Origin of the sequence: Pinisolibacter sp. (assembly GCF_036782435.1) — a bacterium.
Taxonomy (GTDB): Bacteria; Pseudomonadota; Alphaproteobacteria; order Rhizobiales; family Ancalomicrobiaceae; genus CALBKH01.
This window is the reverse complement of record NZ_DAIPZB010000035.1, coordinates 40,074-54,034: the sequence shown is the minus strand read 5'-3', so window position 1 is coordinate 54,034 and position 13,961 is coordinate 40,074. Positions and strand designations below refer to the sequence as shown.

Genomic DNA, 13,961 nt, shown 5'->3' with positions numbered 1-13,961 from the left:
CCAGAGCAGGAACGGATTCTGGTTATGAACGGGGACAAACCGGGGGCAAGGTCAGCGGACACGGCCTTGAGGACTGTTTCGCTGGCCCAGCCGACCATGGCAGGGCAACCAACGCCCTCTCGGCTTGCGTCCAATTCGAGGAAGAGGTCGTCCGACAGCGATAACTGCCCCATCTCGGCCGTCCGGATGTTCTGGCGAACCCTGAACCCTTCCTTTTCAACCTTCTGCTGCACAGTTCGGAAGACCTCGACCCCATGCGCGCTGTGCGTTCCGAGAATGAGGCGCATCTTGATGCGGTTTTCGCGGGGCTTGCGGATCGCGAAATCAGGCAACCATGTCGCAGCTCCGGCAGCTTCCATCCTTGTCTTGAGAAGCTTCAGGATCTTCGACTCGTTCGAGTCGTCGGGCAGCGCCTCGAAGGCCGATTTCCAGTCAGGATCGGCAAGGAAGCGGCCGACTGAGGCGGCTACACCATCCCAGCCGGCGTGCCTGTTTACGTGTTCCGACATGAAGTTGAATAGGACTTCACCACGCTGGGCCTTCAGGAACGTGAATATCGGGCGCGAGTCGACATCCCATCCTGTCGGATCGACGAAGGTGAAGGTGAAACTGCCGCTGATGTCCCGACAAGCCGCTTCAATGGCGCCGAGATTGTCTTCGAATGCCCCCGGAAAAACCTTGATGTCGAACTTCGAGTTTTCGGAAGCAAAGGCTTGGAGCCTTGCGAAAGAATCGGGATCGCGTTCGCAGAAACGAAAGCGAACCTTTAGGCCACGAAGTCCGATCCCTTCGAGAATGCTGCGAACATTTTCGAGAGTTGCGAGGGCAAGTGCGAAGGACGTGTCCGTTTGCCTCGCCTTATCTGTATTTCGCCACGGACCTGCGAAGGCATCCACAAAATTGAAAACAGGTGATCTGCCCTGAAACAGCTTGTAAGCAGCACTTTCGAAGTACTTCTGAAGAAACAGGTGCTTGATGTAAGATTGCTCACGGCCCTGATAATATTCGACATTTGGCTGCATCAGGCGTGCTCAGGCTGCAAAGCATCGAGTATTGGCTTCGGGACGATCTTCCACGGAAAGCCGTTCCACTCTTCACCATCGAGCAGACGCCCGCCCGACTTCGGTCGCGCACCGCCCCATTGCTTGAAGAAGAACGCCACATCATCACGGTCGCAGATGTCACGAAGCTGGCGGGCCCAGCTTTCGTCCATGGGTCGTGCTCGAGGCCCGCTCTCCCCCCCGACGATGGCCCAAGCGACGCCCAGCAGATCAACATCCCCGATCGGTCCGAGCAGCGGCTCAAACGAGATAAAGCATGCGTCGGAATTGATCTGCTTCAGGTGCTCGATCCGGCTCGTGTGTGCGGCGTCCTCGACCGAAACGCCGAGCCAGATGTGCCGAGGGACCGGCCCTCCATCATACCGCTTCCGAACGTAGTTGCGCATGAGCGAGCTCCGCTTGGTCAGCACCTGGTAGACGTGCCAGTCCGCCAGCTCCATGGCGTCGAACACCGCGTCGATGAATGTACGGTCGATGTCCTTGTGGAAGAGGTCGCTCATCGAGTTCACGAAGATCATCCGCGGCTTTTTCCAGAGCACGGGCTGCTTCAGCCTCGACGGCCAGAGTGTCAGGTCAAAGCCCTGCTCGTAGGGGTGTCCAGGGATTCCACGCCAGCGCTCTGCGAACCGCTCGGCGTAGCAGTTGTCACAACCGGGACCGACCTTGGTGCAGCCCGTCACCGGGTTCCACGTCGCGTCCGTCCATTCGATGTCTGACTTCTGGGCCAACTGCTCGCCTCACACTTTTTCACAACGGTAACACGCGGTTGACTCAGCACAAAGCACGAACAGCGGCTGGGGTGAGATTGGTCCCAGCTGCAGCCGAACCAGCGCGCAATGGGCGGCGTTCGATCTCTGTTCCATCCGCCATCCAGATGAATTTTCTAAATCGCGTGCATCACGGACTTCGAAAGATCACTTGAAAGCAATGACTTAAAGCTGTTCACCGAAAGCGCGGCGGTTAACAGGTCCGGAGAATACCGGCCCGGAGAGAACGCGTGTGCGCCCTTCGGGGCGTGGGCCAGTTAACAGCCCCTCCCGCATAACCCCCGAATACAACGGAAAAATCCGGCCGGAGCCGGATCGGGAGAACGCTTTCGCAGGGGCAAGTGGCGGAGAGGGTGGGATTCGAACCCACGGTACGCGTGAACGTACAACGGTTTTCGAGACCGCCCCGATCGACCACTCCGGCACCTCTCCGCGAGAAACTCGGGTCGAACGAGCGTCGTCCCTATACACAGGGCGAAACGGGGTGACAAGCCCCGTGAGCATCGCGATCGGTCGGGTCGCGAAGGATCGTGATCCGGTTCTCGGAAACAAGAACGGCGAAGTCTTCCGACGGTCGCGTTACCGGCGAATTTTTTCGGCATCTCCGGGTCGCCCGCGGTGAGGAGCGTCGTGGGACACGGTCGGACGTGGCGGCGGGAGCGTCGGGCGTCGGTACCTCGGCGGTGGCGCCGGAAATCCGGATGGAGCGTCTCCCGCGCGCCGCGCGCCGCCCCGAAAAAGAAAAAGCGGCGGATTACCGCCGCTCGCATCGAGGGTGATGGTGCCAGGAGAGGCAGCAAATGTGTCTTTCAAAGATCTGATATCAAAAGAATATTTTGTCGTTCAAATGCATCATACCCCCATTCGTACCCCCAACGCCTGCGAGTGAGCCCCCCAGAGACGCCTCTCCGCCATGTTGGGGACCGTGCGAATCATCGGATTGTCACCGTGAGCCAACTTTCACGAGCGCCGCCGCGCTCGGGTCGTAGACGAATTCTGTAATCGAGCCGTTCCTGATTCGGTCGATCGCCTCGTCGACGACGAAGAGAGGTACGAGGAACCATTCGCGAGGCGTGATGGGATGGCCGAAGCGATCCTTGATTTCGATGTCGAGGCGAGCCGGGCCGAATATCCGGTGGATCAGGTTCTCGAGTCGCGTCCGATTCACGTTGTACAACTCGTAGGTCGCGACGATCTCGACGTCGGCCATGAGAAACGTCGGATCGAGGCGAGCATTGGCGATCCGTCGCGCCACATCGCCGCCGGTGACGCCGATCTTGTGCAAAATCTCGCGATGGGCTGCGACCGTCGGGTGGTCCGCTTTGCTTCGCAACACATAGACGACCCCAGTCGCCTCTTCGCCCTCTTCGCTCTGGGCGGCAAAGAGCGGACCCGCGGAAGGTTCCGTGATACGCCGGCCAGCCTCGTCCTTGTAGAGCGCTCGCTGGAGCGATCGAAGCAGCAGATCGCTTTCGGTTCCGTTGGAGTAGATCACCCGAAGGCGGGCGTCGGTCTCGCCATTCGGCGCCTTGATCGGCTCCCCGACCTCGGCGACATACGCGATCTGTCCACCAAGGATGAAGAACTGCCCAGCCTGAATATCGGCCTTCAGGAAACCCGAATCCTTGACGAACCGCCGCGTCGTTCGCACGCCACTGTCGAGGTCGCTCTGCACCCTCTGGAAAAATGGTTTGAACTTCTCGAAGTCGGAGCACTTCTCCCGGCTCGCGATCTCTTCGGCTTCCCGCTTCTCGGTACTGGTGCGGACGTGACGCAGCGTGGTGATGTCGGAAGAGCCCGCCGCCCCTTCCAACTCGGAGAGCAATTCTTCGTCGTCGATCGATTCCTGCGAGGCGGACGATCGGACTGGCGCGCCTGTCAACAAGCCTTGATGGTCGAGCGGCTTCAGCAGCGATCGGCATTCCTCGAGCAGGCGGATGCGATCCAGGCGTACGGCGTAGAGCCGCTCGAAGATGTTGCCGTCTTCGCTGTGTCGGGGGACGCGACCGTTCTTCTCGACGAACCGCTGAATTTCCTCGAAGCCCGCAATGATGCGTTCCTCGCGGGCCGAACGCCCGCCCGCCTTCTCCGGCTGGGCGAACTCATCGAGCTCCGAGCGCAGGTCGTCGAGGTCGAGATCACTCATAGCGACCCTCATCCTTGAAGCGGACGAAAGCCGCCGCGCCTTCAGCCATGCGCTTCTCCCAGATGTCGGTGGAACTGATCGACGGCAGCCGACCCCGCTCCTTCTTGAACCGGACGGCGCGCACCGCCAAGTCCTTCGCCTCCTCGGGCGTCAAGGTTGTGCGCTTGGCTGCGATCGCCGCCGCCACCTGCTTCAGGCTCTCCTCGCTCATGGTCTTGGCCAGAATGGCATAGGCTTCACCGAAGGGGTTCACCCGGTCGATCAGGTCGATGTCCAGCTCGCGCACATCCATCGCGAACTTGCGCACCCCGTCGACAAAGGCCGTGTTCGCACTCTCCTCGCCGAGAGAACTGCCGGCGGCGACTTCCTTCGCCTTCTGGGTCAGGTTCAGCGCCGCCACGGCATGCTGGCGCACGGCTTCCTGATCCTCCGCGTCGAGATGAGGGAACTTGTCCTTGACGATCTTACCCATGCGCAGCTGCGTCAGTTCCTCGGGCACCAGCTCCTCGTCAAACAGGCCGCGCTCGATCGCCGTCTTGTCCTGCACGAAGGCCGCGATCACCTCGTTCAGATCCTCCTGACAGATCCGTGCCGCCTCCTCGCTCTTGGGCACAGCGAGGCCCTTGATCTCGATCTGGAACTTGCCGGTTTCCTCGTTGAAACCGACATTGCATTTCTCCGGGTCGTAGCCGCCCTCGCCATAGTCGAAGCCCGGGGTCGGGCCATTCTGCGGATTCTTCGGCTTAAACTCGAAGCGCGGCGCCAGCACCTGCTCCATCAGCAGGCTGGCCGCGATAGCCTTCAGCGTGTCGTTGACGGCCTCGGTGACGATGTCGTCGGCGGCAGCCGGTTCGGCAATCAGGTTCGAGAAGCGCGCACGGGTCTTGCCCGGCGCGTCGCGGGTGGCGCGGCCGATGATCTGGACGATTTCGGTGAGGCTGGATCGATAGCCGACCGTCAGCGCGTGTTCGCACCAGATCCAGTCGAAGCCTTCCTTCGCCATGCCGAGCGCGATGATGATGTCGACATGGTCGCGATTGTTCTTCTGCGCCGGATCCTTCAGCGCCGCGGACACGCGATCCCGCTTGGCCGCGTCGTCGTCGACTAGGTCGGCAATGCGCAGCATCCGGCCGTCAGCCGTCTTGACCAATTGGAAGCCGGTGGCGGGGTCCGTCCCCTGCCATTGCCCCAGCATCTCGATGATGTGCTCGACTTCCTTGATCTTGTCTTTCGTGCTCTCGCGCGAATTGACATTGGGGATGTGGACGATCGTCTTCTCAGCGGGGTTCAGCACCTTCAAGATGTCGTCGGCATAGGAGTCCGCATAGAAGAAATAGCCGATGTCGAGCCGCTTCAGATATTGATAGCCGTTCAACTGCTCATAGTAGGTGTAGGTGACGGTCTCGAACTTGCCCTCGTCCTGAGGTGACAGGACAGCTTCGGCATCGCCGCGAAAATAGGAACCGGTCATCGCGACGATATGCACGCGATTCCGCGTAATGAACTCGCCCAGATGCAGACCAAGCTTGTTGTCGGGATTGGCCGAGACATGGTGGAATTCGTCGACGGCGATCAGCCGGTCGTCGAAAGCTTCGACCCCGAACTTGTCGACGGCGAAGCGGAATGTTGCATGGGTGCAGACCAGCACCTTGTCGCCGCTTTCGAGGAAGGTGCCGAGCGCATTGACCTTGCCGCCATTGTCGTTGCCGGGCGCGTCACAAAGGTTCCAGCGCGGCTCCACATGCCAGTCAGCCCAGAAGCCGTGCCGTGTGAGCGCCTCGTCGTGGAAGCTGGAGCCGATGGACTTTTCCGGCACGACGATGATGGCCTGCTTCACGCCCTGATTGATCAGCTTGTCGAGCGCGATGAACATCAGTGCACGGCTCTTGCCCGAGGCCGGCGGCGATTTGATCAGCAGATATTGCTCGCCGCGCTTTTCGAAGGCGCGTTCCTGCATCGGCCGCATGCCGAATTCGTTGGCCTTGGTCGAGCTGCCGTTGCTGGCGTAGGAAACTGACACAGAAGGAACGGTTCGAGATTCGATCATTCGATTTTGCTCACTTGATGTAGCCGTAGCGTCTTCCACTTCCCATCGACCGAACCGCACCTAGTCTATGACCAAAAGCAGAATCGAATTCAGCAGCCTCCAGTGCCCACATTCGAAAACGACCATTACTCAGAGAAAAGACAAGTACTTTTCCGTCGTACATATCAAAGCCATGCTGCTCAGGTATTGGAAGCGATATTTTCTCCATCATATTGTTTCCAAGCCTAAGATTATTGGAAACAATATTCCCAGAAGGCGACTCAAACGTAACAGGCCCAATAACAGAATTTACCGGAAGATCTTCTGGGGCTGTAAAGCCGAAATATCGATTCATCCCGCGAGGCATGTCAATCTGATTTCCTGGCTTGCTTGGCCCTCTATTGCGAGTGACGTACCCAGCTTCAATCCAAAAAGCCTCGACATCATCGAAGTTTGGGTCTGGTTCATTTGATGTCTCCGTAAATTTAGCCTGAGATACCTTCCAACGTTGATCATATATTTCTATAATTTCATCGACGGGAGTTGCATCATCCCATAGGCTATTCGCAGCCGTAAATGCAGACCGAAATGTTCCATTGTACTCCTTCTCAACCTGGGTTCGGAAACTGGCGCCACATTCCAATGAGTGACGAAGTCCATTCGATGAAAAGTTGCCTGAACCAGCCACCATGCCGAAACGTACTTCACTTTGATTAGTTAGGAAGCTCGTCTTCATGTGAAAGTCTTGGCGCGGCAGAAAGCCATCATTGGACACAACCCATGCCCCATCATGAATTCTCACTTCGGTATTTGGCTTACCCATAATGTACCTAAGGGCCTGAGGTTGCGTTCGACCATAGTCGATGCCGAACAACCACCTCGATGGAACATCGCTCCAAAAGTCACCCCCGAACGCTAAGTCAAAAGTGACAGCGCCTGATTGAGTGGCGTATGCATACAGCCCAAAGTATTTTTCTGTCGCAGCCCAGTTATGCACACGGAGAAGCTCCGAAAGCGTAGTTGCCTGCCCCTTCATTGATTGAATATATGCATGAATCTTCATCTGCGTGCTCTTCTTCCGTATAATGCAGAGGGGGCACTCGCCGCAGCAATCCGGGTATAAAGATCAAACAACTTTTCGAGCCGCTCAGTGTCGTTGCGAAAGCGACGTCCGATGTATATCCGCTCCAACACCTCATCGCAGTGCTCATGGGCTTCACGAAGATCGGCCGGCATCGCCTCCGGTTCATAGAGGTCGGCAATTGTCGCGGGGAAGTGGGCTTCCCGCGCAAGAAGGATGTTTTCCGCACAACGGGTAAGGTCGTCTTTATTCTTTTCGGTAAGGGCCGGGACAGGGAAGGTATTCCAGCCTAGCGTATTGGAATAGCGAAAATCTGTCTTCATTTTTCCACAGACTGTCGAGATCCAAACAAGATGCAGACGTGACGCAACTAGTGCCATATTCCACAGAGGAGCATCGTAAAGTGCAAACAGAAGATCACTGACAATCGTGTCTCGATCAAACAAGTGTATAGGCAGGTACGGCCTTCGTTCGGAAGACACTTTTGCGACAGCTAACGTGTAACGTTTCGCGGTACCTGCTATTTGAACAAAGCGGTAAGCCTTAGACGCGAAATCACGAGTTGATGCGGCGGCACTACTGGCACGGAATTCACTCACTCGACCCAACAGACTTTTCATATACGGATGACTGCCCGCAAACTCAGCATCCCTAGCTTCAATCCAAAAACACCAGCGAGGTTTGCCTTGGATCATCTGCTCAGACCCAAGGTAAGGTCTGATAAATCTAGCGAGTTCAGGGTATGAACCTAGTACATGCCGCCTATCCTCGCCTGACAGAATAAAATGTCCGCCATCTCGCGGCATATTTCCAAACAACATAGGGGACAAATCCCCAACCGGGTTTCGTGCGACATCAATGGTTCTATTTGCACCTGCCACTAGGTAGGCATTGATGTTACTCACCTGTCGCTCAACCACTGAGCCGTCATCCGCGATTGAGAACAGCCTCTTCGGAGAAGTTGGATTGCGTGTTATTGCAACAATGGCAACAATAACGCCCGCGTTGTGACTTGCTAAATTTGTCCATTTGAACGACGTATGAGCGAAGCATATCTGATGGCCCGTTTCAAACACAAGCGGCCACAGGATCGGGACTTGTTGGCCCTGGCAAATAGAATTCGTCGAAACGAACGCAGCTGATGAGTTGGATCGCACACCATAGTCTGCCGCTTTCATGAACCAACCGGCGACATAGTCGAGAGACTTCCATGCAGTTGTTCGCTCGCTGAAGACTGCCTTGAGGTCTTCTTTCTGGCTGTCGTTTTGCCATTTGCTCCCGAGATAGGGAGGATTCCCGCAAATATAAGTCTCACCACCTTCGTTCTCGAACTCAATCTCAGCCTGATTGAGTGGCGTGTGGAACAGGTCATCAGCGTGATGTTTCACACCTGTTCCCGTCGGTGGGCAGATGGTCAACCAATCCAGCCGGAGGGCATTGCCGCAGGTGATCCAGTTCATTGCGTCCAGCGGCAGGAAGTCCCTGAGCGCCTCCTTCTGGCCGCGATAGGTCACATCGCACTGGTATTCTGCGATGATGAGCGCCAGGCGGGCGATCTCGGCGGGAAAGTCGCGCAGTTCGATCCCGCGGAAGTTGGTCAGCGGGATTTCCGCCCGCCGGTCGGCCTCGCCGCGCCGCCGATTGATCTCCGCTTCGATCGCCCGCATCTCCTTGTAGGCGATGACGAGGAAGTTCCCCGAGCCGCAGGCCGGATCGAACACTCGGATCCTCGCCATGCGCTTGCGCAGGTTGAGCAGCATGCGCGGATTATCGCCGGCCTCGGCCAGCTTCTCCCGCAGATCGTCGAGAAACAGCGGGTTCAGCACCTTCAGGATGTTCGGCACGCTTGTGTAGTGCATCCCGAGCGCCCCGCGCTCGTCATCATCGGCTACGGCCTGGATCATCGATCCAAAGATGTCCGGGTTGATCTTTTTCCAGTCGAGGCTGCCGATATGCAGCAGGTAGGAGCGTGCGATGCGGCTGAACCGCGGCACGTCCGTGCTGCCGGAAAAGAGCCCGCCGTTCACATAGGGAAAGCGATTGGCCCAGCGCGGAACGCCGCCTGATGCGCGATCCCCCGTCTTCGTGTTCATGGCGCGGAATATGGTGCTGATCACCTCGGCGGTGTTCGAGGAATCCTTCGCGCTCATCGTCTCGATCGTCGACGTAAAGGCGCCGGCGCCGTCGAAGATATCGGTGTCCTCCGCGAAGAAACAGAAGATCAGCCGCGCCATGAAGTGGTTCATGTCGTGCCGGCGCTGCGCCGTGCCCCATTCGGGGTTGTCCTTCAGTAGCTCTACATAGAGCCGGTTCAGTCGGCTGGTCGCCCGGATGTCGAACGAACTTTCTCGAACCTGCTTGACCGTGGTGATCCCTGCCAACGGCAGGAAGAAGCCGAAGTGGTTCGGGAAATCGGCGTAGGTGCAGGAGATCGGCGCGTCGTCGGTTGTGAGGTCTTCGGCCTCGAACAGGTCGCCATCCGTGGCCAGCACGAAGCGCGCCTTCGCCCGCGCCGTCGCCGGGCTGGCCTTCAATGCCGTCAGCGTCCGTGTGACTTCGCCCGGCTTGCAAGTGGCGATGTGAATGTTGTTGGTCTGAAGCACGCCGCCCAGATCGGACTTGTTGGACTCGCCCTTGCGCAAACGCCGGAGCGTGGTCTCCTTGTTCCCGAAGGCCTCGAGAAAGGCGTAGGGAAACTCCTCGGCATCGAACGGCTGCTCGGCGAGCGCAGATATCGCTTCTTCGATCTCGACGGCGTTCATGTCGCTCGTTCCATCCCGACGGTGTATCGCTGAGTCGGCGCCAGGGCGGGCGCATGGGGATAGAATCCAAAATTCGAGCGCTCGGCAATCGGCCCTTGCGTCACCCGGTCTGGCGGCCACCGTGACGAGCGAGCAAGGCCGCCATTTCCGCGGCGAGATCTCCCGGCTCCGACTGAGAAGCGCCCAGGCGGGCGATCAACTCGCCCTGCCGATGCGGGTCGATCCGGCCGTAAGATCCATAGGTAGTGGCGACGTTCTCGTGGCCGAGGTTCTGACTCCAGGCCTTCACCTCCTCGGGCGACCGACACATGGTCTGCATCAAGTGCCCGAGCGTGTGACGGAACGTGTGGGGCGAATGGTAGGGCAGGCCGGCGCGGACGAACGCCTTGCGGAAGATGTCGCGCATCGGCGAGGCATCGCTCCAGTGCGCCCGTTCGATGCCCGTCGCCGTGAACTCGCCACTCACGCCGACCGCGATCGAGGTGCGCGGGAAGAGCGGATCGGTCGGGCCGAACAGATGCACGTTCCGCAGTTCGCCGATCCAGTCGAGAACGATCGCCTTCAGATCTTCGCCGAGGGGGAAGAAGTAGGTCGTGATGCCCTTGGCGAACTTGGTCTCGACCGTGTTCGGGTCCTGCATCACCACCGGCGGATCGCGCGTCGGGTCGACGTGACGAAGCGACAGCGACACCGTCGCCCGGTCGCGGATGCCCGTGAGGATCGTGAAGGCGACCAGAGCGCGATTGCGCCGATCGACCACCGTCTCACTCGGCATGACTTCGACCACCGCCCGAACCTGCTCGAGGCTAGGGAAGTCGCGCAGCTTGGCGGCCTTGGCCTTGGCGACGTCCTTCCGAGACGGATTGAGGTATTCCACGTCGTCGCGACGAATGCGGCTCTTGAACCCCGGCTGCCACGCGAGCCAGAGGAAGAACTCCTTCACGGCCGAGAGCGTCGCGGTCTGGGTCGCCGCACTCAAGGGCTCACCGGTCCGAAGGCCGTCGGTCTCGCCCAGACGGTCCTTGAAGGCGATGGCCTGCTCGCGGCGGAAGGTCTTGAAGTCCTTGCCACCGGTCGACGCCTCGAAGCGCGCGAGCGCCTTGCGCACCATGTCGAGGGTCGCCTCGCTCTTGCCGCGCGCCTCCTTCAGATAGCGCAGATGGTCACGCTTGATGCGCTCGTTCCACGGATTGATCTTCGCCATGTCGTCATCCTTCCGTGGAGTCACCATTGAGCTTGGGGGCGGAACGCTCTTCTAGTCGTTCCTCCGCCATCGTCTGGAGATCGAACAAGGCGGCGAGTTTCGGCAGGTCGGAGCGGCGCGCGGTGCGGTGGATCGGCGTGTCGCAACACTCGCAGAGTCCGCTCAGGCGGCTGATCTTTTCGGTGCGGTGGCGGACGTCGACGAGGCCGCCGAAGGGCTTGCGCGGCGCGCGGCAGCGAAAGCAATAGAACTCACTCGGCCCGCAGGGGGTGCGACGGTCGGCGCGCCTCGACCGGTGGAAGGCCGCCAACGTCGACCCCATGATCAGCGTCGGTCGGCGGTCGTCGAGGGGAGCCAATCCGTCCGCAAGCCAGCGCCGCACGGTGTTGCGGTGGACGCCGAGCAGCTTGGCCGCTTCCGCAACCTCGTAGGTCGCGGACGACTTGATCCGGTGGATCGGGATGCGCCGGGAGGGCGCCTTGCGGTTTCGCCGCATGATCGCCTCACGAGCTCCGGCGGGCGGCGATGCGCTCGGCGATCCAGGCTTCGACTTCGGCTTCGACCCAGGCGACGCAGCGCTCGGAGATGGTCACGGGCTGGGGGAAGCGACCATCGCGCATGTAGGCGTAGATGGTGCTGCGGCTGAGGCAGGTGCGCGCCTTCACCCGATCGAGACGGATCAGAGTGGTGCGGGGATGGGAACGATCGTCGGTCATGATGTCCGCCTGCGTCCGATTGAACACAAGGGGAACATGGCGATTCCAGCGAACTGAAAATAGCGGGCCTGGATAGAGAAAACTCCATCCCAACAATCGGTTAATGCATAGGGAGGGACCGGGGTGGGATCGCCCTAGAAGGGGACCTCGTCTTCAGGAGGGGTTTCCTTGAACCCACCCTCCCGTTCGACGTAACCATGGGTAGGGTTCTGCCCAAACCCTAGGGAGGGTTTCGGCGAAGGGGCTGGTGTCTTCGGTGCCCCACCCGCCGGTTGCCAGTTCGCGACCTTGGCGGCTTCACTGATTCCAGTCTTGTTCGGCGTGCCGTCCTTGTTGACGAGTTCATACTCGGCCGCATGCTCGGTCAGCCAAGCCTCGAGCGCCTGCTTAGGCGACTTGCCGCGCAGCCTCTTGGGATCGGACGTGACCGCCTCCCACGCAGCCACCGCAGCCGCCAATTTTGGCGCGTAATGGGAGCCCCACGGGACCATGAAGCTTGTCCCCACGGAGCCGCCCGGAACGAAAAAATTGTTCGTTAGACCTCTCTTGAGCAACCATTCCTTCAAAGCCCCAATATCAATCAATGTCTTTTCCCAATCATAATATCCGAAATCACCATTATTCCAGATTATTATCGCTTCCAATTTCTTTGATTGAATGGCATTTCTCAGGGAAATCAAATAGGGAGCAATCAAATCCTCAGTTTCTATGTCGATATGCTTTCTCGATATCCTTTCAAAAGGCGCGGGGTCCAGCCCCGCCAATAGCAACGAAATCTGGTAGACGTTCAACTCTTCGACATGCTTCCAGCGATCGAGATCAGTCATGACAGCGTACCGATGGTATGAATCGCGCACTCATCATCGGCCGCGTACTCAACGCCGTCCATTCCTTTCCGAGCGAACACGGTCGAAGGCTCGTTCTACTCTCCGACCAACCGAAGCACCTTCCCGCCTGCCTTGAGCGCGTCGAGATGGTCCGCCCACCATTGGAGCATCGCGACCCGCTCATCCCAATGTTCGCCGCGCGCGTAGGCGCGGCGCACTTCGTTGTTCTCGGCATGGGCGAGTTGCCGCTCGATCGCGTCAGGGTTCCACTTGCCGCTCTCGTTCAACAGGGTGGATGCCGTCGCGCGGAAGCCGTGCGCGGTCGCGACATCCGAGCCGAAACCGAGCCGCCGCAAGGCGCCGTTCATGGTGTTTTCGCTGATGGGCTTCTGCCCCCTGCCGATGCACGGGAATACGAGGTCGACGCCGCCGGTCAGCGCCTCAAGACCGCGCAGGACAGCGACGGCTTGGTGCGGCAAGGGCACGCGATGCGGTCGGCGCATCTTCATTCGGTCCGCGGGTATGGACCAGATGGCCTTGTCGAGGTCGAACTCGGCCCACTTGGCGGCGCGCAGTTCCCCCGGCCGCTGGAACAAGATCGCCATTAGCTGAAGCGCAGCCTTGGTCGCGGGCTGCCCCCGATAATCATCGATTGCGCGCAGCAGCTTTCCGAGTTTGGCCGGCGACGTGATGGCTGCGCGGTGCTCGACCTTCGGCGCCGTGAGCGCATCACGTAACGCGAACGTCGGATCGTTGTCGGCTCGTGCCGTCGCAATGGCGTAGCGGAACACCGCGCCGACGACTGATCGAAGCCGGCGCGCCGTCTCGTGTCGGCCGGTCGTCTCGACGGACCGAAGCACGGCGAGAACATCGGCCGCCGTGATCTGCGCGACGTTGCGATCACCGAGCGCCGGCAATGCGAAGTCGAGGAGCCAACGGCGCTTCGCCAAGGTGATTTCGGCGAGGCCTTCGCGTTCCAGCTTGGCGAGGTGCTCGTTCGCAACGGCTCGGAACGTGTCGTTGATCGCCGCTTCGGCCTGCTTCCGCGCTTCCTGCTTCAAGGCCGATGGATCGCCACCGTCGGCCAACGTCCTACGGGCGTCGTCGCGCCGCTCGCGCGCCTTGGCGAGACTCAGCTCCGGGTAAGAGCCGATCGCGAGGAGCTTCTCCCGTCCCTCGATCCGATACTTGAAGCGCCACAAGCGCGAGCCGGTCGGATTGACGAGAAGAAACAATCCACCGCCGTCGGTGAGCTTGTAGGGCTTCTGAGAGGGTTTGGCGGCGCGGATGGCCGTATCGGTGAGAGGCATGGGGGCGGTGCCTCGCTGGGGGTATGCCCTGGATACCCCCAAATGTACCCCCAATTTCGCT

Annotated in this window: 11 protein-coding genes and 1 tRNA gene; all 12 read right to left on the bottom strand. The window is 59.6% G+C overall.

What is annotated here, in order from left to right:
• A partial coding sequence (gene tcmP, locus V7Q42_RS15290; protein WP_333824958.1) for a three-Cys-motif partner protein TcmP occupies window positions 1-1,022 on the bottom strand: 1,022 nt, incomplete at its 3' end.
• The gene (locus tag V7Q42_RS15285) at window positions 1,022-1,789 is read right to left on the bottom strand and encodes a DUF5131 family protein (protein WP_333824957.1); all 768 of its coding nucleotides are present in this window, start codon (window positions 1,787-1,789) and stop codon (window positions 1,022-1,024) included. The genes tcmP and V7Q42_RS15285, both read right to left, overlap by 1 nt.
• A gap of 381 nt (window positions 1,790-2,170) precedes the next feature.
• Window positions 2,171-2,260: transfer RNA gene (locus tag V7Q42_RS15280), tRNA-Ser, on the bottom strand.
• A gap of 511 nt (window positions 2,261-2,771) precedes the next feature.
• Entirely contained in the window at window positions 2,772-3,974 is a 1,203-nt protein-coding gene (locus V7Q42_RS15275; protein ID WP_333824956.1) for a GIY-YIG nuclease family protein, read from the bottom strand.
• On the bottom strand, window positions 3,967-6,021 hold the full coding sequence (locus tag V7Q42_RS15270; RefSeq protein WP_333824955.1) for a DEAD/DEAH box helicase: 2,055 nt from the start codon (window positions 6,019-6,021) through the stop codon (window positions 3,967-3,969). The genes V7Q42_RS15275 and V7Q42_RS15270 overlap by 8 nt, the downstream gene beginning before the upstream one ends.
• A gap of 10 nt (window positions 6,022-6,031) precedes the next feature.
• Window positions 6,032-7,063: a hypothetical protein gene (locus tag V7Q42_RS15265; RefSeq protein ID WP_333824954.1), complete on the bottom strand. Its 1,032-nt coding sequence runs from the start codon at window positions 7,061-7,063 to the stop codon at window positions 6,032-6,034.
• Window positions 7,060-9,843: a class I SAM-dependent DNA methyltransferase gene (locus V7Q42_RS15260; RefSeq protein ID WP_333824953.1), complete on the bottom strand. Its 2,784-nt coding sequence runs from the start codon at window positions 9,841-9,843 to the stop codon at window positions 7,060-7,062. Before V7Q42_RS15260 ends, V7Q42_RS15265 begins: the two co-directional genes overlap by 4 nt.
• A gap of 100 nt (window positions 9,844-9,943) precedes the next feature.
• Window positions 9,944-11,047 carry a tyrosine-type recombinase/integrase gene (locus tag V7Q42_RS15255; protein WP_333824952.1) on the bottom strand — a complete coding sequence of 368 codons (1,104 nt, stop codon included), beginning with the start codon at window positions 11,045-11,047 and terminating at the stop codon, window positions 9,944-9,946.
• A gap of 4 nt (window positions 11,048-11,051) precedes the next feature.
• On the bottom strand, window positions 11,052-11,543 hold the full coding sequence (locus V7Q42_RS15250; protein ID WP_333824951.1) for a helix-turn-helix domain-containing protein: 492 nt from the start codon (window positions 11,541-11,543) through the stop codon (window positions 11,052-11,054).
• Between the two features lie 7 nt (window positions 11,544-11,550).
• On the bottom strand, window positions 11,551-11,763 hold the full coding sequence (locus V7Q42_RS15245) for a helix-turn-helix transcriptional regulator (protein ID WP_333824950.1): 213 nt from the start codon (window positions 11,761-11,763) through the stop codon (window positions 11,551-11,553).
• Between the two features lie 134 nt (window positions 11,764-11,897).
• Window positions 11,898-12,590, bottom strand: a complete 693-nt coding sequence (locus tag V7Q42_RS15240) for a hypothetical protein (RefSeq protein ID WP_333824949.1) — start codon at window positions 12,588-12,590, stop codon at window positions 11,898-11,900.
• 95 nt (window positions 12,591-12,685) lie between these two features.
• Window positions 12,686-13,900: a tyrosine-type recombinase/integrase gene (locus V7Q42_RS15235; protein ID WP_333824948.1), complete on the bottom strand. Its 1,215-nt coding sequence runs from the start codon at window positions 13,898-13,900 to the stop codon at window positions 12,686-12,688.
• Between the last annotated feature and the right edge of the window lie 61 nt (window positions 13,901-13,961).

What these genes read in the sequence shown, in the direction of transcription:
- V7Q42_RS15275 (WP_333824956.1), bottom strand. Translation starts at nt 3,974, where the DNA reads ATGAGTGATCTCGACCTCGACGACCTGCGCTCGGAGCTCGATGAGTTC.
- V7Q42_RS15270 (WP_333824955.1), bottom strand. Translation starts at nt 6,021, where the DNA reads ATGATCGAATCTCGAACCGTTCCTTCTGTGTCAGTTTCCTACGCCAGC.
- V7Q42_RS15265 (WP_333824954.1), bottom strand. Translation starts at nt 7,063, where the DNA reads ATGAAGATTCATGCATATATTCAATCAATGAAGGGGCAGGCAACTACG.
- V7Q42_RS15260 (WP_333824953.1), bottom strand. Translation starts at nt 9,843, where the DNA reads ATGAACGCCGTCGAGATCGAAGAAGCGATATCTGCGCTCGCCGAGCAG.
- V7Q42_RS15255 (WP_333824952.1), bottom strand. Translation starts at nt 11,047, where the DNA reads ATGGCGAAGATCAATCCGTGGAACGAGCGCATCAAGCGTGACCATCTG.
- V7Q42_RS15250 (WP_333824951.1), bottom strand. Translation starts at nt 11,543, where the DNA reads ATGCGGCGAAACCGCAAGGCGCCCTCCCGGCGCATCCCGATCCACCGG.
- V7Q42_RS15245 (WP_333824950.1), bottom strand. Translation starts at nt 11,763, where the DNA reads ATGACCGACGATCGTTCCCATCCCCGCACCACTCTGATCCGTCTCGAT.
- V7Q42_RS15240 (WP_333824949.1), bottom strand. Translation starts at nt 12,590, where the DNA reads ATGACTGATCTCGATCGCTGGAAGCATGTCGAAGAGTTGAACGTCTAC.
- V7Q42_RS15235 (WP_333824948.1), bottom strand. Translation starts at nt 13,900, where the DNA reads ATGCCTCTCACCGATACGGCCATCCGCGCCGCCAAACCCTCTCAGAAG.